Raw genomic sequence first — 19,971 nt, 5'->3', positions numbered from 1 at the left:
TCGTCGAATTTTCAAGAGAGTGTGAATAACGATGTACGGAAGGTGTGTAAGCAAAAATGAACGATGATTGGGGCGCTTTTGTCCGTCCAGATCTTGTGGTGAAGCCTTCCGGCTCCGGTATATTGGAAGGTTTATCGTTTGCGGTGAAGGACGTCTTTGACATTCAAGGATATACTTCCGGTGCGGGAAATCCGGATTGGCTGTTAACCCACGGACCGGCCGATCGCCATGCCGCCAGCATCCGGCTGCTGCTTGACCATGGAGCCCGGCTAACCGGAACGGCCCATACCGACGAGCTGATGTACAGCTTGGACGGTGAAAATGAACATTACGGAACGCCTGTCAATCCGAAGACCCCGGAACGGATTCCCGGCGGATCGTCCAGCGGATCGGCTGTAGCCGTTGCCGCAGGTTTGGCTGATTTTGCGTTAGGTACCGATACCGGGGGCTCCGTGCGGATTCCTTCCAGTTATTGCGGGATATACGGTTTCCGTCCGACTCACGGTCTCGTCGATCTTGCCGGAGTCGTCCCGTTGGCTCCCAGCTTTGATACCGTAGGATGGATGGCCGGCGATGCGAAGACGCTGCTTGATGTCGGGCGGGTGCTGCTGAACGGCCGCCCCTCCGGCGGGCCCGAGTTTCGGCGTCTTTATATGGCCGAGGATGCCTGGGCTGTCGCAGATGCCGAGTGCCGCGATGCGATTTCGGGAGTTCTTCCGATATTGGAAAGCCGGGTTCATGAGCGGAAGACGATCACCTTAACTCCATCCGGGTTAGCGGAATGGGTCAACATTTTCCGGGTCCTGCAAGGTCTCGAGATTTGGGAGACTCATGGCGGTTGGATCGAACAGACGAAGCCGCGCTTCGGACCCCATATCGGCAAACGGTTCTCCTGGGCGAGCACGTTGAATGGCAACGAAAGCCGCGATTTACTGCAGCGAAGACAACATATCAAGCAGCAAATGGCTCAGCTACTGGGCAGCGACGGGCTGCTCGTCATTCCTACAGCACCGGGAAGCGCTCCCTTGCGGGGCGAGTCCGGGGATGAGGTCGAGCAGCGACGGGCCCGAACCTTGCAATTATGCTGCATCGCCGGATTGGCTGGCTTGCCGCAGATAACCTTGCCCGCCGCTGACCTCGACGGAGCTCCGGTAGGATTGTCCGTGATCGCAGGGCATGGCCAAGATATCAAGCTTCTTGAATGGGTGGATCTCGCGTTGAGAGGTAGATAAATAATATCAAACAAAGTTTGCAATCTGAGGAGGGGCTAACATGGCAGATCGACCCACGGGTTACCGCAAACAAACCCGCTCTGTAGTTCATGCACAAAACGGAATGGTTGCCACCAGTCATCCCCTGGCGGCTATGGCCGGCATACAAATCCTCCAGCAAGGGGGCAATGCCTTCGATGCCGCGGTAGCCACCGCTGCCGCTTTATGTGTGGTAGAGCCGATGATGACGGGGCTCGGCGGCGATATGTTCGCCCTGATCTATGATGCTAAGCGACGGGAAATAAAAGGACTGAACGCAAGCGGACGCGCTCCGCGGGCGGCAACCCCGGATTATTTTGAGCAAAATGGCTTCACCAGCATCCCTGCTAACGGGATTTTATCCGTCACCGTACCGGGCGTCGTTGACGGCTGGGCGCAGCTGCTTGAAAGCTGCGGGACGCTCACCTTTCAAGAGGTACTCGCTCCGGCCATTCGATATGCGGAGGAAGGCTTCCCGATTCCGGAGATGGTGTCTTATTACTGGAAAAAAGCCGAACCGCTCCTCTTGCGCTCCGAGGAAGCGAGCCAGCATTATTTAATTCACGGAAAAGCGCCCAAGGAAGGGACGCTGTTCAAACAGCCCGGGTTGGCCTGGTCCCTCAAACAAATCGCAAAGAACGGAAGAGATGCTTTCTATCAGGGCGAGATTGCCGACAAGATCGATCGATATATGACGGATCATCAGGGATTGCTCCGTAAGGAAGACCTGAAGGAACACCGTTCCCAGTGGGTGCAGCCCATATCCACCCATTACCGCAGCTATGAGGTCTTGGAAATTCCGCCGAACGGGCAAGGGCTTGTGGTTCTCCAGATGCTGAACATCCTCGAGAATTTCGATCTAAAGGCTATGGGGCACAATTCTGCGGAATATATCCGGCTTTTTGTCGAAGCCAAGAAATTAGCCTATGCCGATCGGGATCGCTATATTGCCGATTCCGAATTTGCTGACATCCCCCTAGACCGCCTGTTGTCCAAGGAGTATGCGAAGGAACTGGCCGGGACCATTCAATCCGGGGTGAAGGAGATTCCATCGGGGGCAGAATTAGGCGGAGATACGGTTTATTTGACGGTTACCGATAAGGAAGGAAACGTTGCCTCGGTGACCAACAGCATTTTCAGTGTGTTCGGAAGCGGCGTCCTGATTCCCGATACTGGAATCTTCCTGCATAATCGGGGTTCGTTATTTTCTTTGGACCGTCATCATCCTAATGTTCTCCAACCGGGGAAACGTCCGTTCCATACCATTATCCCGGGAATGGTGCTGAAGGACGGGAAGCCGCTGATCTCCTTCGGCGTGATGGGAGCCGACATGCAGCCGCAAGGGCAGGTCCAGACGCTGGTGAACCTGATCGACTTCGGCATGAATATTCAAGCAGCCGGCGATGCCCCCCGGTTCCGCCACTATGCTCATGGCGTTTTCTTGGAGTCGGAGATTGAGCCAGCGATTTGCCGGGAGCTGTCCCGTCAAGGCTATACGCTGTTAAACCTGTCTGACGGTGACGATTTCGTCGTCGGGGGATACCAAGGAATATTCATCGATCCGGAAACCGGGCTGTTCCAAGGAGGCTCCGATCCGAGGAAGGACGGCTGCGCCATAGGCTTCTGACGGGATGACATATGAGGGCCGGTTATCCGGCCCTTTCAGTGACACTCTTTATTCCGTCTGCTGCTCGTGAATGATTGCCCGTATTCGCTCTTCGCTTAAATGGTAGATTTCAGATAATGAACGCACGTTAATGCCCTCAAGAAACTTTCGGTAAATTTCCCTGTTTCTCTGCAGCAGCTCTTCACGTATACCAGTAGTAGTGCCCCAATCTCTACGTTCCGTCTGGGGAATATACAGGTGCTGTCCCTTCACATATTTCTGAATTTCTCGGATCAAGCTTTCCGGCAGCACGTCCCTGGCATTCGTATATCTTTTCATCGCAATAGCCGCCTACTTAATGAATAGGTTTCGTCAAGCGAACAGAATTAACAATAAAATCTGTGAAGCCTTCATTAGCCAAGATAACAAACGTTTCAAAATTTTTAAGGGACATCAGGGTAGTCACACTTGTTGCATTAAGCTGTTTCATAGAACGAAGCGCTGCGCGAAGCAGCCTCCTTTTCTCATTTAACGTTAAATGATATTTCGGTCTAAAATGAATGCCGAATGCATTAGCAGAAGGATCGGTGTGGCTGGGATGTGCCAATCTTACTTTATAATAGGCGAATCCTGTCATTTCGTTATCCGCATTCTTTAAAGTCAAAATGACAACATCCGGGGTCTGTTCGCTATACGAGTTCTTAAATTGCTCTGCCATGGATAATTCCCCGTCTTCCACGAGCATTTCTTCGATATCGGTGAGGTCAATATTCCTATCTGCGTAAATATTCGAGGTATCTAACTCCTGCGGTTCTTCCCAATGATTTAAGGCCAAATGAGTAGAGCAATTCGAAAATTCATCCGAAATGAATCCAAATTTCTCAAACTGTGTAATCTCGGGGTTTCGAATTTGTCCAAACTGCGTGAAAGCGAAATAATATATTTTATTTCCGCCATTTTCAGTAACGACATCACAGCATTTCTCGATTAATGAATGTAAGGTAGCCTCGTCATTTTCTAAAATGCCGTATTCCACAAACCCATTCTTTGTCGCGTTATTCAGGGAAACGCCCATAAAGGCATTGAGATTGCCATCCTTCACCGAAATAAAGCCTTTCTTCGGACCATACTCGACTCGAGATGGCTCTGTTGGAAAATAAGCGTTCTTAAGTTCTTCGGCCGAAGGGACGGACATCCGGTCATCATTGATATATTTCTTTCTTGTATGTTCCAGGAGCCTGCGTATTTCTTCAAAATCGTCATTCTCATGAAGAGCTCTGATCACATAATCTGGATTCGACATGAAATCATCCTCCGATGGTTGATAATTCCATTATAAGGAGGATTGGTCCTTTTCCATATCCTAAAAATTTGTATACAAATTTTTAATTAGCCTGGCAATCCGTCATATAAAGAGGCCACCCATTTAAGGATGGCCTTTACTGTTATAGGAACGACAATCGTTATAAGTGCTCCACAAGATTTTCTAATGTCATTTCCCATCGTCCGTTAGAAAACTCTACTTTATGAATGCCGGTGTTGGCCGCTGGAAAAGACTTGTTTGTATTGGTCCATTCTACGCCTTTTAACAGATGATCAATGATATTTATGACTTGCCACTAATGATCGAACCATGATTTTTCCCTTCACAAATCTTTTTCATTGCATGATGCTGCTCGTTAACTTAAAAACCGGATCAATTCGTTATATTTTTTTGGCAGCAATAAGCGAGAAGAAAATGTGTTCCATGATAGTATGTAGTTCCTGATGATGAAAATTCGGGTAACGCGTGAGATTGGTCAGTTTGGCATCAGCGGGGGGATGAACATGATGCGGTTCCGTCGCAGTCTGATAATGTGGGTCCCTGTCATGAGGCTCGCTATGAAAACTCAAAATCTCGTTCCCCTTGGCATCGACCCAGTTATAATACGAAACATCGATGAGGCCATTGCTTAATTCTTCCGTAACATATAAACGCGATCCATCGACAAAGATGAAGGTGTGACGTGTGAATTTACGTGAAGACATCAATCCGGAACCATCACCGTCTCTGGTATCCATGAGGATCGATGCGAAATCCCGTTCCAACTGTTGGATATTTGATGGTGGCCTGGACATTTGATGCGAAGGAGTCAAATGCTGGTTCCCCGCCTTTCAATCGACTGCAGTAAGCCAGCCCACTGCGCTGCGTCGCGCGATTCATCCGGGGAAAGATTAGATCGGCTGCCGAGCGTTTCTTCATAGGTTCCGCCGTATTTCTTCTCGAAATGAACGACTGCACTTGCCAGTTCAGAAAGCTCCTCGGCCTCCGTCATTGGCCGGTTCCGGTTCAGTCGCGCCCGCTCAAGCTCATACATTTCAGCGGCCTCCGCTACGGTTGTTCTCACGCCCGTCGAGGCGGCGTAAACGGCGTTTTCAGGAATGCGAACCTGTTTAAACCTTTCTCCCTTTTCTACGCCAAGAAAGCGTCCCTGGTTGATCCAGTTATTAATGGTAGCGACGCTGACGCCGAAAAAGCGGGCGACATCTCCTGTCGAGTACAACCGCACATTAAGCGCATCCTCGGAAGTGCCGATCGTCACCATATATACGAACAACCGCTGCAGTGCGCGGTGGGGGTTTTGCTCAGACAAACAACGTTGAACCTCATCTAGTATTGCACCCGGATTTTGGAATGACGTCTTTTCGATATAGTTGGCCAAAGCCTTGATGAACAGCGACACCTGTCTATTCTGCGTCTCCGGAAGATCCTTGATTAATTCGGGAATCGTAACTGCTTCGGAAATGGCAGCTTCCTTTTCGGCCAGATCGAACATATACATCACCTCACCCCCATTCTAGCAGTTTTAACCCCGAACTTCAATTTAACTTAAAAATACAATGAATCAAACTTCAAATACAGTATAAACACGAAATGTCCGAAATATTCCTTTTGCCCTGGCTCCAACTCGGTATATAGTAAACATAAGAGCTGAACAAAACCTCACCGCGATAGGGGGAAATCAATGAAAGCCATGGTCATCGGCGGCGGAATTGGCGGGCTCAGCTGTGCCATTGCCCTTCGCAAGGTTGGTTGGGATGTCACCGTATTTGAACGGAACGAAAGGCTGGCAGAGGATGGGGCCGGGATCGTGCTCGCCGCGAATGCCATGAAAGCTCTGGAGAGACTCGGTACAGCGGGGCGCATCCGGGAAGAGGGGGCACCGGTCGGGGTTGCGGAGCTGAGAACGTGGAAGGGGAACCTCCTGGCGCGTCTGCCGGTCGAGACACAGGCCTTGCGTTATGGCACGCCGAGCTATCTCATCCACCGCGGTACTCTGCAATCGATTCTCTATGCGCATTCCCTGCATCTTGGCGTCACGGTCCAGCTGAGTAAAAAGTCAACAGAGTGGATCGAAACGAAGGAAAGCGTCGAGCTGCGTTTCACGGATGGAACGACGGCAACCGGCGAGCTGCTGGTGGCCGCCGATGGCCATCGTTCCACAAGCCGCGATCAGCTCTGGGGCCACATTCCGTTACGATATTCGGGCTATCGAGCGATACGAGGCATAGGCCGCTTTGAGGACCCGCGCTATCCGCTTGCAGCCGGGGGCGGATTTGAAGCGCTTGGCCGCGGCACCCGGTTTGGATTTTCTCATCTTGGCGGAGGGCGTATCTTCTGGTTTGCCGCAATCAATGAGCCAGAGCGACAGGGAACGCCCCTTTCACCCGAGGAACGCAAGCGGCACGCTCTGCAAAAGTTTCGGAACTGGTATTCACCGGTCCCGGCGGTGATCGAAGCAACGCCGCCTTCGGACATTCTAACCCATTCGATCTACGATCTGGCGCCTCTGAAGCAGTGGAGCAAGGGCCGGGTAACGCTGCTTGGAGATGCGGCGCACCCGATGCTGCCCAACCTGGGGCAAGGCGGAGCCCAAGCGATGGAGGATGCCGTCGTGCTTGCGGATCTGCTTAGACACAAGCCGGCAGGCGAAGCCTTAGTCCAGGCTTTAAAAGCATTTGAGAGAGTGCGCATTCCGCGTGTCCATAAGATCGTCCATCAATCGCGCCTTATGGGACGGGTCATGCAGCTCGAGTCGCCGCTGGCGCTGGCTGTAAGGAATACGGCTTTGCGCGCGGCAGCAGACAAGCTGTTTATCGCCCGGCTCCACCCATTGGTCGGTTATGAGCCGCCGACGTTATAATACAATAGAACACGCCAGCAGCAGGCCCTGGCAAGCAATGAAGGGGCGCCTGCTCATCTCTGTGGAGTATCGTAATCCCACGCGTCGGAGCAAGAAAAAAGAGAGCGGGAGGCGCTTCTCCCGCTCAAAATCACACGCTTCTCAACATGCCGCCGCGCATGTTAAACCAGCATATCAAGAATGGCTTTGCTGTCGCATGTTTTCGCTAAATCCACAGCCGTCCGCCCATCCTGATCTGCGGTATGAATGTTCGCGCCATGCTTTAACAGCACTTCAACGGCGGCAGCTTTTCTGCCCCTGATCGCTCTATGTAAGGCGGTTTGTTTATATTGATTTCTGCTTTCGAGATCAGCTCCGTGATTTAACAGGAATTGAATCCCGACAACATTATTAAAATCCGCAAAGTTATGTAGCGGAGGGAATGGCTTCCCTTCCTGGTTCACTTCGCAGCCCAGCTTCAGAATGCCTTCCAGCAGAGCTTCATCTTGACAATGAAAGGCGATCCCGAAGCCTTTCTTTTTCACCTCTTTGTGATATACATCCGGAAATTCCGAGCGAATATAATTCACAATATCGCTTGAGTATTGAAACGCCATTTCAAGAGGCGTTCGCGTCATGACCCGCTTTCCTACGTTGGCCCCCTTCTCGGCTAACCGTCTAAACGCCTCCAGATTATTGTGTTTGCAGCAAAACTGCAGCGGAATTCCGCGATATTTAAGCACTTTGTCTAAATCGGATTTTTTCGCATTGATAACCCGTTCTTTAATTTTGTCCATGTCATTCATATAACACGCAAAGACCAATGTATTTTTAATTTTTTCGGCCTTTAACGATTTCTGTAAAACTTCCTTTCTTTCCTCCCCCTGCGGCTCCAAACCATATCTCTGGTAAATGAGTAACTCAAAGGCATCCGAATCGAAAAGCTCAGGGTTTATGTCCTTCACCAGGCAATGCTCAACCCGTTTGCCCGCTTCGACTTTGATACAAAGAATACCTTTTCCTATCATTAATTCTTCAATTTCATCCATATATTTATCAAAAAGAGCAATCGTCACGTCGCCTTCATATGAAACTTCATTTTCTAAAATGTCAAAATATCCGCTCGTAAACGAATTTTCCGTGCCTAAAATCAAATAGATATAAGTTCTTTCCTTTAGCATCGGTTCATTGACAATCGCTTCTACTAAATCATCCAGGTTGTTCATCTATTGATGCCTCCATGTCTCCAATTACTAGAAATATACCATGGATTTTCAAGACCATTCAACTGAGCTGTCACATTAAGGCAGGGCTCATGCGTAGAAAAGAATACAAAGGTTCGATAGGCGCCTAACGAATCCGATGCTTCTAAAATCTCATGAACAAATTGGAGGACAATGGGATGAATAACCGCTTCGCTAAGTATAAGGTGAGTACGCTTGTTGCTTTGGGATCGCTGTTGTTGACTTCGTCGGCCTTTGCCGCTACGCATTTGATAACACTGACTAACAGCAAAGGCGATGTTGTCTATGAACAAAAGAAATACGAGGATTCAGTGATTCCCGATAATACGAAGGAAAAGCAGCTGCGCAGCTTGAAAGCATACGGCTTGGGACAAGACTTGCTGCAGCCAGACCAAGCAGCGGCCATTTATATGGCAGGAGAAGATAACACTGAAGGAGAGCTTCATATTGTCAGAGGATCGGGATTTCAGTTCACCGATGCCGCTTCACTTCGGAATGAATTGAAGGGATCCGGCGTGCATACTTTTGATAAGCTTCAAAATAAATACCATTTTGTCGGAAGTTCTTTGATCTATAACCCCGATGAGCTTACGGATCAAGAAAAAGCCGCGCTGACCGATCAATTGGCGCAAGAAGCCCGGGATTCCAACCAAGAATATGCTATGAAAATGCTTGATGTGTCTAAAGAGGATTGGAGCATGATTGCCACCTATCAAGGGGAAGGACAAACCATCCTTGTTCAGCCGATGAGAACGGACGATAAGGTGATCACGCATCTTGCTGATGAGCCATCGTCAGAAAAAATGACGGTAGACGGCGTAGAAATGCTGTATTCCGCATACGACAGCGGCAATCACGGGGTTCGTTTCATTTACAATATTCCTAATAGCGATTTCCACATTAATTATTATATTGAAGCGACAAAGGGAGTCGCCAAGGATGACTTACTGGCGATTGCCAAAGCGTATTTGCAATAATTGCGGAATGCGTCAGTAGCGCGGCCGCGGCTGATGAGACCGTTCGCCGCGGTATAAGCAGGCGCGTAATTAGGGCCACCCCGCCAAGGGTGGCCTTTGCTTTTGCTTTCGCTTATGGAACTTGAATTGCTTTCTCCATCACATAATCATCCATGACGAATCCGTTGCCGATATCTGCGACTTGTTCCCGTACGATCTGAAAGCCTTTTTTCTGGTAAACGGCAATACTCGATTCATTATGACGATTGACCGTCAGCCAAATATGGCTCAGGTTTCGGTCTTGGCACAGCTGCTCCAGGAATGCCATCGCTTGGCTCGCATAGCCGCGTCCCCGGTACTCCTTGCCGATATAAAACTTGCTCAGAAAGAGCTTCCCCTCATCCTGCTTTACCGCCATATACCCGGCAATGTAGTCATCGCTTCCGATCGAATAATATTCGTAGCCCTGACCATGAATCTGCTCCGTAATCGCTGAGACCGATTGGAAGGTTTCGATCATATAATCGATCTGCTCCATCGTAATAATGGAAACATAATATTCGCGCCAAATTCCGGCCGCCAGTCGGGCAAGATCTGCGATTTGTTCCGCTGTGTTCACGTGCGTAATCTTAAGGCTCATAACATGTGGCCGCCTTTCCTGAATCTTTTGCCTATGCTAATGACAAGAATACCATGAATTTCAGCAAAAAGGCAGCCGATCGTTTTACCCGAATAACAAGTCAAAGTCTTTGAGCATCTCAAGATTCGATAGAACTCATTAGCTCGAAGAAGTATTTCGGTTCATGAGTCTGATAAAGATTACCTCCAAAGGCGCTATGGAAGATGGTCTAGCTCAATATCCTTCCACATTGACCGTCCCTCCTCGTCATAACCAGTCATCCCGGAGGCGGAAAATATTTCGCCTGTTGAGCCGGCAAAGAATACATTCATTCTCAAGCTCTCATCTTACTGTTGGGGGAATTCGGTGAGATGCCCGTAACTCTTAAAAGCAACCGCGTATCGGAGGAGTCCGGGTCCGTCATAAATCTGCTGAGCACAAAATGATCCCCCTTGATCCAGTCATCCTCAATTTCCGGATTTCCCGGCCGCATACCCAGTATTTCTACAACTTGTTTAACAGCCTCAAGGGAATCGATTTTAATGTCAGAAATGGCATACCTTCCTATTGTTCAGGTTCTGATCGATGAGCGGCTTGACGATCCAATGATCGTAGAACGATTCATCACTCCCGTAATCGACAAACGGAACGTCCTCCACGACGAACTGTTCGATGATGGCGCGGCTGTTGCTGGCGGTTCGATACAGGATGGCAAAATCGCCGAAGGCCCGTTTTCCCTGCTTTGCTTGGTTCAGGATGTAACTTATAATCGTTTTCGCCTCGTCGTCCGCAGTTTTCGGCCGGAGGTATTGCGGTGATGTTTTGCTTTGTCTGGTCGCCTTCAGCGTCTTCTTTTTCCGTCGCGCATTATGCCGGATTACCTCGTTGCCAAGCCCGACGATGCTGCTTGTGGAGCGGTAGTTGATATCCAGCGTAATCGTTTTGGCCTCCGCAAACACCTTGTCGAAGTTCAAAATAAATTCGTTCTTTGCGCCGTTGAAGGAATAGATCGTTTGATCGTCGTCGCCAACGATCATCAAGTTGCGGTGCGGTTCGACGATCCTCTTGATCAATGCATACTGCGCCATGTTGGTATCCTGAAATTCATCGACCATGACATAGAGAAACCGTTTCTGCAACGCGGCCAACAGCGGCGGCTTCTGTTGAAGCAGTTTGTAAGCCATCAGCAGCACATCGTCGAAGTCGATTTGGTCATTGGCGGCCTTCCATTTGTCGTATTCGGCGAAGATTAGTTTTAGTTCTTTTTCTTCGCTGCTGGATTCGGGCAGGCTGTCCACGTCGATCATCTGCATTTTGTACGAAGACAGCAGGGACAGAAGCGGCTCCGGCTGATAAGCGTCCTGCAAGCCCATCTCTCGCAAAATGCGCTTTAACAGGATATGCTGATATCGTGTTTCGCTCAGGATGTCCTGCGTCACGCCATGCATTCGGATAATACGCAGAAAGAACGAATGAAACGTGCGGGCCTGGATGGTTGCGGCAATACTGTCGTTCAGTCCGGGCAAACGCGCGATCCGCTTCCGCATTTCCTCCGCTGCTTTTTTGGAGAACGTTACCAGCAAAATGTTCCTCGGATCGACATTGCGGACAGCAATCAGGTAGCCTGTCCGACATACCAGAACCGATGTTTTCCCTGATCCCGCTCCCGCCAGCGTCAGCAAAGGCCCCTTGAAATGACGCACCGCCTGGATTTGCGGTTCATTCAGATATATCCCTTGCTTTTCCAGTGCCCGAAAATAAAAAGCGTCGCTATCCGCGTCGGATATCAGGTCTTTGCTTGTTCTCATCGTTGCCATGTCTGCATTCGGTATCGCGCGGCTTCCCGCTCCTAGCGGTATGTTAAAAAACGTTCGTTTACTCAAAAACCATCACCTGCGAGCTACAATGGGTCTTGGTATTGTTACGTAGAAGTGGATTCGATTGCGGGCGAGAAAATCTGCGACGCTTCTGCACGCATGGCACTGCTCTTGGGATCGAAGCTCCCATCCCGTCTACCGCTTACGATGCTTGCCTGCGCTGCCGCTCCGATTGTCGAGGAGGATGACTCTGTGGTTCTTGCGCCAACCTCGCTATGATCGGTTTTCGAAATTCAGGTTTGTTTCATTTGCTTTTCAAACCTAAAGAAAAGTTCTCCTCCCGGAGTATTTGCCTCATGAGGGTCCGGATGCTTTGGATTAAAGAACTCAACAATATGAAATCCACATTTATTAACATAGAAATGGATGTTTCGGATTTCAAAATATGGGGTATGCGTTTCCCAAATCTTTGTTTCTGGATATTTTTCCTCTATCATTTTCCAAACCGTACATCCGATATTTTTCCCTTGGATTGCAGGGTCTATAAACAACAGATCCAACGAATTGTGCCCTGATTCCTTGTCAATTTGTACAACCACGCCGCCAACAATATCACCGTCTACTACAATATTGAAAGCTTCGGCAGTATCGGTGTTTAGAGAGGATAGGATATCTTCTCTTGATATAACTGTGAATGAGCACTTTGTTTCCGCAGGAAACAGGTGCTTTTTTGCATATTGGAACGGATTCCCTCTATTTTTATGCCGCTGTAATTTGCTAAACTTTTTGCAAATTACAGCGGAGGGTTTCCTATGATGTACTACCATAACTTTCTGGTGGATGTATCTCGATATGCGGAGCTTGGAAAGGATAACGATTTCCCCGAATTGGACTGTTGCCCGATGTGTAGGGCTAGAAATCGACTTCAGCGCCATGGATTCTATGAACGTAATGCCATCGAGACGGAAGCGTCGACCTACCGGGTCACTATTTGTAGGCTGATCTGCCCTGACTGCAAAAAGACCGTTTCCATCCTGCCAACCTTTCTCCTTCCTTACTTCCAGCATACCTTGGATTTCATTATCTTCATCCTGCTCGCATTCTGGCTAACTCGATCTTGCTTATGTACACACCAGTTGCGGCGGTTTTACGAAAGGCGCGCCTACGGAAAGCAAACCGAATGGACCTTGTTTTTTCGGGAAGAAGGATACCATCAAGTATTGCCGAAGGATCCAAAAGAAAAAGCCATAAAATTGCTTCGGATGATCCAGGCTTTGGGGAAAGCAACCTTCGTAAGAAGGTGGTGGGGTCATCGAATCAACAGTTTTATGGCACATTCATTGTACCACGGCGCAAGGGTGGCGAAAACAGAATAACGTTTCCACATACCTTTTTCATAGCCTCATTGTAGGCGACTCGGTATAATGGCGGCAAAGGTTAGCCGGCTGGCCTTCCGATTCATAAGGAGGCTATTAACCAATGGATGAAGCAATACGGGAGAAGATTGCGTTATTTCGTTACGGACTCATTGCGCCGCTTTTAAATGAACAGGTTGACCGAGGGGATTATTTGGCGGAAGTGTCGACTAAAAAGCATGATGTGCCGCATTACGGGGAAAAAAGGTATTCGCCGAAGACGATTCTGGAATGGCATCTGCTTTACCGCAGGCACGGGTTTGACGGCCTAAAACCAGGCCGACGTTCCGATCGGGGCCAGCTCCGTACGCTGTCGCAGGACCAGCAAGACCACGTATTAGCGCAGCGAAAAGAAAGGCTCTGGATGCCCGTCACCGTCTTCTACGACCAACTGATTGAACAAGGGGATATCTTCCCAAAGGAAGTTTCGTATTCGACGATTTATCGTTTCCTGAAGAAGAATGGTCTGCTGGGGAAGGAAACACCGAATACGCCTGAGCGCAAACGCTTTGCTCACGATAAAGTGAATGTATTGTGGCAGACCGATGCAAGCGAGGGTCCGCGTCTGCGCATTGACGGCAAAATGGTCAGAACCCACCTGATTGCCTTTATTGATGATTGCAGCCGGCTGGTTCCATTTGCGCAGTTTTTCCCGTCCGAAAAGTTCGATGGACTGCGAACTGTGATGAAAGAAGCGATGATCCGCCGAGGTATTCCCAAAATGGCGTATACCGACAACGGCAAGATCTTCCGTTCCGACATTATGCAGTTTGCCTGCGCTGGGCTAGGCATACAGCTTCTTCATACACGCGCATACGATCCTCAAAGCAAAGGGAAAATAGAACGTATGTTCCCGACCTGCAAGACCAGGTTTTATACGTTGCTTCGAGAGAAGCCTGCGTCTACGTTGGAGGAACTTAATGAGCGGTTTTGGAAGTGGCTCGAGGAAGATTACCACCGCAAACCCCATGCCTCCTTGAATGGCAGGATGCCGCTTGAGGTTTATTTATCCCAAGTGGACAGTATCCGTACCGTGGACGATCCATCCGCGCTGGATGCTTTGTTTCTCAAGCGTGCCTTTCGCAAGGTCAAACATGATGCTACATTTTCGTTAGAAAACCAGCTGTACGAGGTTCCGGATGTGTATGCCGGAAGGAAAGTGGAAGTCCGCTATGACGAAAGCGGCGTTCATCTTTACGAAGAGGGCAAAGCGGTAGCTCAGGCAACACAAGTGCGTTTTCAAGATAATGCCCACGTCAAGCGCCAGCGTTCCTCCCTCTCTTTCAAAGAAATGCAGGTGGAAGGGGGCGCTGCGGATGTTTAAGGCCTTCTATTCGCTTTCTAGCGCACCGTTTTCCAAGGAACTGAAGGTATCCGATGCCTATGCGTCAACCTCGCACCAGGAAGCGCTGGGATGCCTGAATTACATGAAGCAGGTGCGCGGTATGGGGCTTCTCGTCGGCGAACCCGGAGCCGGGAAAACCTATGCGCTGCGGGTATTTACCGAATCCCTGAATAAATCCCTGTACAAAGTGATCTATTTTCCGATGTCTACGGGATCCGTGAACGACTTTTACCGGGGACTCGCCTTTGGCCTTGGGGAAGAACCGAAAACCCGCAAGGTTGATCTATTTCGTCAAATTCAGCAAGCAGTAACGGTTTCATACCATGACCGAAAGATAACGCCCGTGTTCATTCTCGACGAGATGCAAATGGCCAAAGACGTATTCTTAAGCGATTTGAACCTGCTATTCAATTTCTCTATGGATTCGCATAATCCTTTTATTCTGCTGCTATGTGGACTGCCGTATTTACGGGATCGGCTTACTCTGAATCTGAACCGTCCGCTCGCCCAGCGGCTCCTTCTAAGCCACCAGATGGAGCCGCTGAACAAGGACGAGGTGAAAGGATATGTTCAGCACCATATGACGATTGCCGGTGCCAAACATCCCATCTTCACCGATTCGGCCACGGAAGCCATATCCGCTTGCACACGTGGATATCCCCGCCTCATCAACAAACTAGGAACCCACGCCTTGCTGCACGGCTACATGAGAAAGGCCGAGCAGGTCGATGCTGAGATCATCCGCATTGCGGCGGAAGAGAACGGGATGTGATGATGAGATGAACCGTCGTCTTCACATTCTGAATTGTTGGCCACGTTTGCCGCGTCAATTTCCGTCCGATTGGCATGCTGGACTTCGTTTGGAGAAGGAACAGATTTGCTTCGTTTTCTGCGAAGTGTATCTGGCCAGATGGAAACGCCCTACCTTTCGAACGAAAGGGGGGCATACCAAGATGCAAAGAGAAGGCCGACTGTTGTTTTGCAGCCAGCGAAATCGTTGGAACGTGCATGGCGTGTACGATAAACCCATTGGGTTGCATTGCGGGGAATGTTTTGAAATCCAGGTAGGGCAATCCTACTTGCTCTGCCGCATCGAGTTGGACAAGGAGTGGTACGTAGTCCTTTCCAACTCAACGATATTTCATTTGAGTCCCAAAGCAATCTACAACGTAAAAGGGATTTAACGGGAGTATATCTAGTTGGTTGAGAATTTGGCAAGTGGAAAGCAGTTGGAAACTGAGTTTCCGGCTGCTTTTTTGGTAGGAAACGGTAGCGGAATTACCGTGATTATGTGAAAATGAATGAGGTTCAGTGCGGATTTAATTTGCAAAACTACGGTAAAGAGCGACTCTTTGCGCTGATTTAATTTGCGAAGTTGCTGCCGGATTAAAATGCAAATTCACAATATAACCTCATCTGTTTGCGGACCAAATTCCTCCATTGCAGCCTTTTTGAACGCCGTTTGATTTCTTATGATAAACGATTCTCGTTCATTGGGAGAAAGCGGGATTAACTCAATCATCATTGGAATAACAACCCCTTGAATTCAAATTTTGATACTATCAAACAGCTCTTTTCTAAACATTCAGTCATTGCGGCTTCAACATTCAGTTTCATTCTCCATTTTACCACGATTTGTGATACGGTTCAGCGTGCTGATTTAAAGGTAGCGATTTGAAGAATGATAGGGAAAAAGCAATAGACGGCTTGCGAGCCATCTTTGCTTTTTAGGGAGGAAGTTGAACAGGACAGCAAAGGAGAGGCAAAGACTTCGCCTCTCCCAAAATTATGTGCATGTGTTAATTTGTCGCTGTCATTACTCTCCAAGGCTAGCATTTAGCTTACGAAGCATTTCAAAGGTATTCATGTAATCAACACCTATAGCTCTACAGGCATTAGGGATCAAAATTCTTCTCCTAGCATCCCTGCTATACTGTTTGATTTTCTCCCATAGACCAGTCAATTAACTGACGATATGCTTCGAATACTTCTTCATTTTCAGTCGAGGCAAACCAGTGATCAAATTCCGAGAGTGCCCACTTAATTAAGGCATCTTCTTGGCCTGAATTTCATCAGCTCATCCTTAACTCTATCAATACTTACAATATGACCTCTATCTGCTAACTCCAACAGGACACGCCAAAAACAAGGCGCGATATCAAAAGCATAGTACCTCCTATGTGCTTCAACCAGAACATTAGTATCTAATACAAATCTTAATGATTCTGTCATGAATACACCTCAATTCCAAGGTGTTTCGCATACTCTGCAAAGGTATCTCCTTTAAGGCCTGTCAGTCTATATGCTTCGTTATATTGCAAACGCCCTTCCTTTGCACTTGTAAACACAGCTTCCGCAAAACGCCGGCCAATTCGGAAGTGTTGGTTGAAATAGAAGTTACCCCCACCTTCACCATCTTGAGCTTGTTTACGCTCAATTTCCATCCATGCACGATAAAAATCAAAAAACTCATCTCTAGATATTAACATCAAGTCTAATGCTCTTCGAGCTGTTACAATGCTGCTCACCTTGAAATGTCTTGCCAAAAGGTTGAACCGATCAGGGGCATTATTGATACCCTCCCATACCGATCTCAACTCATCTTCTGGCACCAGAAATTCTGCTGCTGTTTGATTACAAGCTTGCTCAATCTCTTTATCAGAAGGCTGTAAGTTAGAAAGATCAAAGGCTGCACTTACCCCGAACCAGATGTGAGCTAATTCATGAGCAATCGTGAACATCTGAGCGGCCTTGCCATCAGCTCCGTTAATGAATATCAGCGGGACATATTCGTCCACAAGTACAAAACCCCTGAACTCATTCACATCCAGCTTCCTGTGAGTGTTATTCCCTACTATTCCATTTCTAACAACCAAGATACCTATATTTTCGATTTTAGTCAGTAACATTTGGAGAGCTTCCTGCCAACTTCTACAGTCTGCTGCCCAACCATTTTCAATTTCCAGAGTCCTTCTAATATCTTGGGCCACGTCCTTGGGTTTATCCGACAATTGGCAGGATCCAACATAGGATAGCGGCTCTTGACCCATATCCAATAAATAATCACGCATCCATGCTTGCCGTCGCTGCATCATCTGAACCGTTTCCAACAAGTCAGGACTTGGTTTAGAAGCATAGGTATCGTCAATTGTCCTGTAATGTGGAATAGGCAACTGTATTTGTGGTGGTTTAGATAAAAAGAAAAACCCGAGTGGTGTGGAAGTGGCTTTAGCAAGCTGTTCCAGCTGTTTTAATGTTGGTTGTGTTTCATTGTTCATCCAACTCATCAACTTCGGGAACTTCTTTTCAATCGTCTCAGCTATATCTGCACGTTGTAAAGCCCATCGAATCACTTCCGGGTTCACTGCAACTCTTGCCACTTTGCCACCTCCTTTTTAGTTCATTTTATGCTATTTCATTAGTATTTGGAATTATAATTTTTAGCTGTAGCTATTCAACCAATATCACCGATTAACAAATTCCAGCAATATTATACCCAAAGATGAATTCAAGCCTTCACAATTTCCAATAATTTCCCACAACTGTTCACAACATCGTACTTCAGCTATCCTGTATTCAGCTTGGCGAAGTGTTTGCGTGCACATTCAATCTTCGCCTTCCCACTTCACGCAGTTCCATGGATTCCATGGAGCCTTTCGTCTCCGCGATGAAGTAAATGTGCTTCACATCCTTGAAAACAATCGCCCAGTCCGGAATGTAATTGCCCATTGGCGTCGGGATAAAAATCCCCGCGGCAGCTTGGCGGCACGAAGCATGAATTCCTCCGGATTTTTGCGGAATTGCAGGAATGTGGATTCTTTGATTCCCGTTAAAATGGCCACGATCGTTTATCTCGTCCGCCGCGTTTCGTCCATCAGCTTTCCGACAGATGAAGATCTGAAAACAGACAAAGCGTATCACTTAAAGCTCGCCTTTTCAAGATTATGGGATCAAGAAGACCCGGAGAAAGCCAAAGCATTTCTGGACGACGGTTATTACTGGGCAACCCATAGTCAGATCCCCGACATGGTAAAAGCTGCAAAAGCGATACGCCAGCATGAGAAAGGAATCCTTCGCTGGTTTACATCCAGAGTAACCAATGGCATCATGGAGGCCCTCAATGGCCTTGTCCAAAATGATACCGAGAAAAAATCAATCCCCTCTAAAAGAGGCCTCCAAAGCACCCGTATCTTCAAAGCCTCGAAAATACTTAATCTTGCCGTCTTCCACTTCGCAAATGATCGCCCAATAGCTTTCAAAAATTTTATCGGTAGGCCGAATCCGATGTTTAAATCTTCCCCAAGCAAAAACTGTGATTTCATCAGCGAGGATCTTATAGATCTCGAATTCTTGGGTATCAAGATCTTTCTGGAACTTAGACAATAGCGTCCTCACACCGTCTATCCCATAATAGGTTCCATAAAAGTGATGTCGGTCCGTCTCCTTCTCGAATGCAGCGATAAACTTGGCATCGCTGTGAACATAGCTGAGGGCTTTATCCATATCCGCTAAGTTTTCGAGATATGATTGTAACACTTGATCAGGTTTCATATCGCATCGGTCTCCTTTTTAGAGATGGAACATTTGTCGGTAGCTCCGCATACGATTCGTCATTGCTTTACCTTATTGCATGGTTTTAAGCTGGCTCGAAATGATACCAAGGTGTATGGCTTCGTGCATCAGAGCGAAGTTGAACAACTCGCCGGAGGTCATGAGTTGGAACGGGCCCATGATAAACGGCATTTTGAGATTCATGTCCAGCATTTCGGGTGTCAGCTCGGAGAGACGGGAAAGCTGTGCCATTAACATTTCGGTCAACTCTTCCTTCGAGGGCGGAGCGATCGTCCAATCCGAAGGTTTCGTTCCGGAGCCAAACAGTGTTTCATATTGAGGTGGAATTGCCGACGGAAATCCGAAGGATAAAGTGGTGTATTTGTCCATCCAATAAACCATATGACCGACATTCCAACGAATCGTGTTATTGAAGTGTTTGGATTGAATGTCGAATTGATCTTGAGAAATGCCCTGAAGTTGCCCGATCACGATCTGACGCAGAACTTTTCCAGTTGTAATTATCGAATTTCCCATGGTTAAAACACCTCTCAATTCATTTATTGTAAGTGTTTCGCTTTTACATCCAAATTGTACCTTTGACCCCACAAAGCAACAATCACGAGATTCCGATTCAAATGATCGGTTTTAGTAATGATTGAATGAGGGAGGTTGGGATAAGTTGAATTACTATTTATAATGAAAACCGGAGACCACTTATTAAAAGGGGGAGTGAGGAATGGAATTTAGACAGCTTGAGTATTTTGCCGCCGTTTGTAAGGAAATGCATTTCTCAAGGGCTGCCGAGAACCTGTGCACGACACAGTCGAATCTGAGTCAGCAGATCAAGTTTCTGGAAAACGAGCTCGGGATGCCTCTCTTCGATCGTATTGGTAAATCGATCAATGTCATATTATCCTGAATTTCGAAAGCGCATAAGATCAATGCAAGATGCTAAAGCAATGGCGACTTAAGATGTAAAAATGTAGGAGTTTCCCATGCCTG

22 protein-coding genes and 2 pseudogenes are annotated in these 19,971 nt (G+C 47.9%); 10 read left to right on the top strand and 14 right to left on the bottom strand.

Annotated features, from left to right (window positions below):
* Positions 1–56: 56 nt before the first annotated feature.
* Both F591_RS0119135 and ggt read left to right on the top strand, forming a co-directional pair.
* Positions 57–1,232 carry an amidase gene (locus F591_RS0119135; RefSeq protein WP_019536231.1) on the top strand — a complete coding sequence of 392 codons (1,176 nt, stop codon included), beginning with the start codon at positions 57–59 and terminating at the stop codon, positions 1,230–1,232.
* A 40-nt stretch (positions 1,233–1,272) separates the two neighbouring features.
* The gene (gene ggt / locus F591_RS0119130) at positions 1,273–2,877 is read left to right on the top strand and encodes a gamma-glutamyltransferase (RefSeq protein ID WP_026326737.1); all 1,605 of its coding nucleotides are present in this window, start codon (positions 1,273–1,275) and stop codon (positions 2,875–2,877) included.
* A 48-nt stretch (positions 2,878–2,925) separates the two neighbouring features.
* Here ggt and F591_RS0119125 read toward each other — a convergent pair whose 3' ends face one another.
* The 4 genes from F591_RS0119125 to F591_RS0119110 all read right to left on the bottom strand — a co-directional run bounded on the left by F591_RS0119125 (position 2,926) and on the right by F591_RS0119110 (position 5,678).
* Positions 2,926–3,195 (bottom strand): CD3324 family protein, encoded by a 270-nt coding sequence (locus F591_RS0119125; RefSeq protein WP_019536229.1) that lies wholly within the window; start codon positions 3,193–3,195, stop codon positions 2,926–2,928.
* Positions 3,196–3,211: 16 nt separating this feature from the next.
* Positions 3,212–4,159: a hypothetical protein gene (locus tag F591_RS0119120; RefSeq protein ID WP_019536228.1), complete on the bottom strand. Its 948-nt coding sequence runs from the start codon at positions 4,157–4,159 to the stop codon at positions 3,212–3,214.
* A 401-nt stretch (positions 4,160–4,560) separates the two neighbouring features.
* A complete protein-coding gene (locus F591_RS31595) occupies positions 4,561–4,917 on the bottom strand; it encodes a toxin-antitoxin system TumE family protein (RefSeq protein WP_156829628.1) in 357 nt (118 codons plus the stop codon).
* A gap of 71 nt (positions 4,918–4,988) precedes the next feature.
* The gene (locus F591_RS0119110; protein ID WP_019536226.1) at positions 4,989–5,678 is read right to left on the bottom strand and encodes a helix-turn-helix domain-containing protein; all 690 of its coding nucleotides are present in this window, start codon (positions 5,676–5,678) and stop codon (positions 4,989–4,991) included.
* A 183-nt stretch (positions 5,679–5,861) separates the two neighbouring features.
* Here F591_RS0119110 and F591_RS0119105 point away from each other — a divergent pair, with 183 nt between their 5' ends.
* Positions 5,862–7,040 carry an FAD-dependent oxidoreductase gene (locus F591_RS0119105; RefSeq protein WP_019536225.1) on the top strand — a complete coding sequence of 393 codons (1,179 nt, stop codon included), beginning with the start codon at positions 5,862–5,864 and terminating at the stop codon, positions 7,038–7,040.
* A 161-nt stretch (positions 7,041–7,201) separates the two neighbouring features.
* On the opposite strand, the gene F591_RS0119100 is transcribed toward F591_RS0119105, so the two are convergent.
* The gene (locus F591_RS0119100) at positions 7,202–8,245 is read right to left on the bottom strand and encodes an ankyrin repeat domain-containing protein (RefSeq protein WP_019536224.1); all 1,044 of its coding nucleotides are present in this window, start codon (positions 8,243–8,245) and stop codon (positions 7,202–7,204) included.
* Between the two features lie 176 nt (positions 8,246–8,421).
* Between F591_RS0119100 and F591_RS0119095 the strand changes: the two genes are divergently transcribed.
* On the top strand, positions 8,422–9,240 hold the full coding sequence (locus tag F591_RS0119095) for a hypothetical protein (protein WP_019536223.1): 819 nt from the start codon (positions 8,422–8,424) through the stop codon (positions 9,238–9,240).
* A gap of 112 nt (positions 9,241–9,352) precedes the next feature.
* Here F591_RS0119095 and F591_RS0119090 read toward each other — a convergent pair whose 3' ends face one another.
* From F591_RS0119090 to F591_RS30645, 3 genes are all read right to left on the bottom strand, one after another.
* Positions 9,353–9,859, bottom strand: a complete 507-nt coding sequence (locus F591_RS0119090; protein WP_019536222.1) for a GNAT family N-acetyltransferase — start codon at positions 9,857–9,859, stop codon at positions 9,353–9,355.
* 524 nt (positions 9,860–10,383) lie between these two features.
* Positions 10,384–11,646 carry an ATP-dependent helicase gene (locus tag F591_RS28500; RefSeq protein WP_245581082.1) on the bottom strand — a complete coding sequence of 421 codons (1,263 nt, stop codon included), beginning with the start codon at positions 11,644–11,646 and terminating at the stop codon, positions 10,384–10,386.
* A 302-nt stretch (positions 11,647–11,948) separates the two neighbouring features.
* A complete protein-coding gene (locus tag F591_RS30645) occupies positions 11,949–12,722 on the bottom strand; it encodes a GNAT family N-acetyltransferase (protein WP_019536220.1) in 774 nt (257 codons plus the stop codon).
* Here F591_RS30645 and F591_RS33610 point away from each other — a divergent pair.
* From F591_RS33610 to F591_RS33605, 4 genes are all read left to right on the top strand, one after another.
* Positions 12,612–13,031, top strand: a complete 420-nt coding sequence (locus tag F591_RS33610; protein WP_425414368.1) for a hypothetical protein — start codon at positions 12,612–12,614, stop codon at positions 13,029–13,031. The two genes, F591_RS30645 and F591_RS33610, sit on opposite strands and share 111 nt — an antisense overlap.
* Positions 13,032–13,134: 103 nt before the next feature.
* Positions 13,135–14,394, top strand: a complete 1,260-nt coding sequence (locus F591_RS0119070) for an IS481 family transposase (RefSeq protein ID WP_019536219.1) — start codon at positions 13,135–13,137, stop codon at positions 14,392–14,394.
* Positions 14,387–15,187 carry an ExeA family protein gene (locus tag F591_RS0119065; protein ID WP_019536218.1) on the top strand — a complete coding sequence of 267 codons (801 nt, stop codon included), beginning with the start codon at positions 14,387–14,389 and terminating at the stop codon, positions 15,185–15,187. Before F591_RS0119070 ends, F591_RS0119065 begins: the two co-directional genes overlap by 8 nt.
* Positions 15,144–15,599 (top strand): DUF5348 domain-containing protein, encoded by a 456-nt coding sequence (locus F591_RS33605; protein ID WP_425414367.1) that lies wholly within the window; start codon positions 15,144–15,146, stop codon positions 15,597–15,599. Before F591_RS0119065 ends, F591_RS33605 begins: the two co-directional genes overlap by 44 nt.
* 632 nt (positions 15,600–16,231) lie before the next feature.
* On the opposite strand, the gene F591_RS33600 is transcribed toward F591_RS33605, so the two are convergent.
* The 4 genes from F591_RS33600 to F591_RS32070 form a co-directional block, all read right to left on the bottom strand.
* The gene (locus F591_RS33600; RefSeq protein ID WP_169445865.1) at positions 16,232–16,321 is read right to left on the bottom strand and encodes a DUF4411 family protein; all 90 of its coding nucleotides are present in this window, start codon (positions 16,319–16,321) and stop codon (positions 16,232–16,234) included.
* 134 nt (positions 16,322–16,455) lie between these two features.
* A complete protein-coding gene (locus F591_RS33595) occupies positions 16,456–16,647 on the bottom strand; it encodes a DUF4411 family protein (protein ID WP_083935554.1) in 192 nt (63 codons plus the stop codon).
* A complete protein-coding gene (locus F591_RS0119050) occupies positions 16,644–17,795 on the bottom strand; it encodes an ImmA/IrrE family metallo-endopeptidase (protein WP_019536215.1) in 1,152 nt (383 codons plus the stop codon). Before F591_RS0119050 ends, F591_RS33595 begins: the two co-directional genes overlap by 4 nt.
* A 196-nt stretch (positions 17,796–17,991) precedes the next feature.
* Entirely contained in the window at positions 17,992–18,336 is a 345-nt protein-coding gene (locus F591_RS32070; protein ID WP_019536214.1) for a restriction endonuclease, read from the bottom strand.
* Here F591_RS32070 and F591_RS33590 point away from each other — a divergent pair.
* Positions 18,250–18,492: pseudogene (locus F591_RS33590) on the top strand (transposase); the annotation flags it as partial. The gene F591_RS32070 and the pseudogene F591_RS33590 overlap by 87 nt on opposite strands.
* Positions 18,493–18,567: 75 nt before the next feature.
* Here F591_RS33590 and F591_RS0119040 read toward each other — a convergent pair.
* Together F591_RS0119040 and F591_RS0119035 are read right to left on the bottom strand one after the other, a co-directional pair.
* On the bottom strand, positions 18,568–18,966 hold the full coding sequence (locus tag F591_RS0119040; RefSeq protein WP_019536213.1) for a nuclear transport factor 2 family protein: 399 nt from the start codon (positions 18,964–18,966) through the stop codon (positions 18,568–18,570).
* A gap of 72 nt (positions 18,967–19,038) precedes the next feature.
* Positions 19,039–19,503 carry a DinB family protein gene (locus F591_RS0119035; RefSeq protein ID WP_019536212.1) on the bottom strand — a complete coding sequence of 155 codons (465 nt, stop codon included), beginning with the start codon at positions 19,501–19,503 and terminating at the stop codon, positions 19,039–19,041.
* Positions 19,504–19,705: 202 nt separating this feature from the next.
* Between F591_RS0119035 and F591_RS0119030 the strand changes: the two are divergent.
* A pseudogene (locus tag F591_RS0119030) lies at positions 19,706–19,870 on the top strand (LysR family transcriptional regulator); the annotation flags it as partial.
* Positions 19,871–19,971 lie beyond the last annotated feature (101 nt).

Origin of the sequence: Paenibacillus ginsengihumi DSM 21568 (assembly GCF_000380965.1) — a bacterium.
GTDB classification, from domain to species: Bacteria; Bacillota; Bacilli; order Paenibacillales; family NBRC-103111; genus Paenibacillus_G; species Paenibacillus_G ginsengihumi.
This window is presented reverse-complemented; position numbering and strand designations above follow the sequence as displayed.

Bases quoted from the DNA above. Each gene is read 5' to 3' on its own strand.
- F591_RS0119135 (WP_019536231.1), top strand. From the start codon at position 57: ATGAACGATGATTGGGGCGCTTTTGTCCGTCCAGATCTTGTGGTGAAG.
- ggt (WP_026326737.1), top strand. From the start codon at position 1,273: ATGGCAGATCGACCCACGGGTTACCGCAAACAAACCCGCTCTGTAGTT.
- F591_RS0119125 (WP_019536229.1), bottom strand. From the start codon at position 3,195: ATGAAAAGATATACGAATGCCAGGGACGTGCTGCCGGAAAGCTTGATC.
- F591_RS0119120 (WP_019536228.1), bottom strand. From the start codon at position 4,159: ATGTCGAATCCAGATTATGTGATCAGAGCTCTTCATGAGAATGACGAT.
- F591_RS31595 (WP_156829628.1), bottom strand. From the start codon at position 4,917: ATGGATACCAGAGACGGTGATGGTTCCGGATTGATGTCTTCACGTAAA.
- F591_RS0119110 (WP_019536226.1), bottom strand. From the start codon at position 5,678: ATGTATATGTTCGATCTGGCCGAAAAGGAAGCTGCCATTTCCGAAGCA.
- F591_RS0119105 (WP_019536225.1), top strand. From the start codon at position 5,862: ATGAAAGCCATGGTCATCGGCGGCGGAATTGGCGGGCTCAGCTGTGCC.
- F591_RS0119100 (WP_019536224.1), bottom strand. From the start codon at position 8,245: ATGAACAACCTGGATGATTTAGTAGAAGCGATTGTCAATGAACCGATG.
- F591_RS0119095 (WP_019536223.1), top strand. From the start codon at position 8,422: ATGAATAACCGCTTCGCTAAGTATAAGGTGAGTACGCTTGTTGCTTTG.
- F591_RS0119090 (WP_019536222.1), bottom strand. From the start codon at position 9,859: ATGAGCCTTAAGATTACGCACGTGAACACAGCGGAACAAATCGCAGAT.
- F591_RS28500 (WP_245581082.1), bottom strand. From the start codon at position 11,646: ATGAGAACAAGCAAAGACCTGATATCCGACGCGGATAGCGACGCTTTT.
- F591_RS30645 (WP_019536220.1), bottom strand. From the start codon at position 12,722: ATGCTGGAAGTAAGGAAGGAGAAAGGTTGGCAGGATGGAAACGGTCTT.
- F591_RS0119070 (WP_019536219.1), top strand. From the start codon at position 13,135: ATGGATGAAGCAATACGGGAGAAGATTGCGTTATTTCGTTACGGACTC.
- F591_RS0119065 (WP_019536218.1), top strand. From the start codon at position 14,387: ATGTTTAAGGCCTTCTATTCGCTTTCTAGCGCACCGTTTTCCAAGGAA.
- F591_RS33605 (WP_425414367.1), top strand. From the start codon at position 15,144: ATGCTGAGATCATCCGCATTGCGGCGGAAGAGAACGGGATGTGATGAT.
- F591_RS33595 (WP_083935554.1), bottom strand. From the start codon at position 16,647: ATGACAGAATCATTAAGATTTGTATTAGATACTAATGTTCTGGTTGAA.
- F591_RS0119040 (WP_019536213.1), bottom strand. From the start codon at position 18,966: ATGAAACCTGATCAAGTGTTACAATCATATCTCGAAAACTTAGCGGAT.
- F591_RS0119035 (WP_019536212.1), bottom strand. From the start codon at position 19,503: ATGGGAAATTCGATAATTACAACTGGAAAAGTTCTGCGTCAGATCGTG.